Source organism: Candidatus Pantoea formicae (assembly GCF_011752625.1).
Classification (GTDB): Bacteria; Pseudomonadota; Gammaproteobacteria; order Enterobacterales; family Enterobacteriaceae; genus Pantoea; species Pantoea formicae.
Genome location: NZ_VWXD01000027.1, coordinates 1 through 2,579, shown reverse-complemented (window position 1 = coordinate 2,579; position 2,579 = coordinate 1). Strand labels below are relative to the sequence as shown.

The following is a 2,579-nucleotide window of genomic DNA, read 5'->3' as shown; positions in this document are numbered from 1 at the left end:
AAAAACGCCTCTGGCGTTGTAAGGTTAAGCCTCACGGGTCATTAGTACCGGTTAGCTCAATGCATCGCTGCACTTACACATCCGGCCTATCAACGTCGTCGTCTTCAACGTCCCTTCAGGACTCTCAGGGAGTCAGGGAGAACTCATCTCGGGGCAAGTTTCGTGCTTAGATGCTTTCAGCACTTATCTTTTCCGCACTTAGCTACCGGGCAATGCCATTGGCATGACAACCCGAACACCAGTGGTGCGTTCACTCCGGTCCTCTCGTACTAGGAGCAACCCCCCTCAATTCTCCAGCGCCCACGGCAGATAGGGACCGAACTGTCTCACGACGTTCTAAACCCAGCTCGCGTACCACTTTAAACGGCGAACAGCCGTACCCTTGGGACCTACTTCAGCCCCAGGATGTGATGAGCCGACATCGAGGTGCCAAACACCGCCGTCGATATGAACTCTTGGGCGGTATCAGCCTGTTATCCCCGGAGTACCTTTTATCCGTTGAGCGATGGCCCTTCCATTCAGAACCACCGGATCACTATGACCTGCTTTCGCACCTGCTCGAGCCGTCACTCTCGCAGTCAAGCTGGCTTATGCCATTGCACTAACCTCCTGATGTCCGACCAGGATTAGCCAACCTTCGTGCTCCTCCGTTACTCTTTGGGAGGAGACCGCCCCAGTCAAACTACCCACCAGACACTGTCCGCAACCCGGATTACGGGTCTACGTTAGAACATCAAACATTAAAGGGTGGTATTTCAAGGTTGGCTCCACGCAGACTGGCGTCCACGCTTCAAAGCCTCCCACCTATCCTACACATCAAGGCTCAATGTTCAGTGTCAAGCTATAGTAAAGGTTCACGGGGTCTTTCCGTCTTGCCGCGGGTACACTGCATCTTCACAGCGATTTCAATTTCACTGAGTCTCGGGTGGAGACAGCCTGGCCATCATTACGCCATTCGTGCAGGTCGGAACTTACCCGACAAGGAATTTCGCTACCTTAGGACCGTTATAGTTACGGCCGCCGTTTACCGGGGCTTCGATCAAGAGCTTCTCCTTGCGGATAACCCCATCAATTAACCTTCCGGCACCGGGCAGGCGTCACACCGTATACGTCCACTTTCGTGTTTGCACAGTGCTGTGTTTTTAATAAACAGTTGCAGCCAGCTGGTATCTTCGACTGCCTTCAGCTCCGTCCGCGAGGGACTTCACTTACCGACAGCGTGCCTTCTCCCGAAGTTACGGCACCATTTTGCCTAGTTCCTTCACCCGAGTTCTCTCAAGCGCCTTGGTATTCTCTACCTGACCACCTGTGTCGGTTTGGGGTACGATTTCGTGTTACCTGGAGCTTAGAGGCTTTTCCTGGAAGCAGGGCATCAGTTACTTCACCACCGTAGTGGCTCGTCATCACACCTCAGCGTTAAAAAGAGTCCGGATTTACCTAAACTCTCCGCCTACATGCTTAAACCGGGACAACCGTCGCCCGGATAACCTAGCCTTCTCCGTCCCCCCTTCGCAGTAACACCAAGTGCAGGAATATTAACCTGCTTCCCATCGACTACGCTTTTCAGCCTCGCCTTAGGGGTCGACTCACCCTGCTCCGATTAACGTTGAACAGGAACCCTTGGTCTTCCGGCGAGCGGGCTTTTCACCCGCTTTATCGTTACTTATGTCAGCATTCGCACTTCTGATACCTCCAGCAAACCTCACAGTTCACCTTCAACGGCTTACAGAACGCTCCCCTACCCAACAACACATAGTGTCGCTGCCGCAGCTTCGGTGCATGGTTTAGCCCCGTTACATCTTCCGCGCAGGCCGACTCGACCAGTGAGCTATTACGCTTTCTTTAAATGATGGCTGCTTCTAAGCCAACATCCTGGCTGTCTGTGCCTTCCCACATCGTTTCCCACTTAACCATGACTTTGGGACCTTAGCTGGCGGTCTGGGTTGTTTCCCTCTTCACGACGGACGTTAGCACCCGCCGTGTGTCTCCCGTGATAACATTCTCCGGTATTCGCAGTTTGCATCGGGTTGGTAAGCCGGGATGGCCCCCTAGCCGAAACAGTGCTCTACCCCCGGAGATGAGTTCACGAGGCGCTACCTAAATAGCTTTCGGGGAGAACCAGCTATCTCCCGGTTTGATTGGCCTTTCACCCCCAGCCACAAGTCATCCGCTAATTTTTCAACATTAGTCGGTTCGGTCCTCCAGTTAGTGTTACCCAACCTTCAACCTGCCCATGGCTAGATCACCGGGTTTCGGGTCTATACCCTGCAACTTAACGCCCAGTTAAGACTCGGTTTCCCTGCGGCTCCCCTATACGGTTAACCTTGCTACAGAATATAAGTCGCTGACCCATTATACAAAAGGTACGCAGTCACCTGACAAATCAGGCTCCCACTGCTTGTACGTACACGGTTTCAGGTTCTGTTTCACTCCCCTCGCCGGGGTTCTTTTCGCCTTTCCCTCACGGTACTGGTTCACTATCGGTCAGTCAGGAGTATTTAGCCTTGGAGGATGGTCCCCCCATATTCAGACAGGATACCACGTGTCCCGCCCTACTCTTCGAACTCACAGAAGGTGTG

1 rRNA gene is annotated in these 2,579 nt (G+C 53.2%); it reads right to left on the bottom strand.

From position 1 onward, the window contains the following. Window positions 1-20: 20 nt before the first annotated feature. A 23S ribosomal RNA gene (locus F3J38_RS27655) occupies window positions 21-2,579 on the bottom strand; the annotation flags it as partial.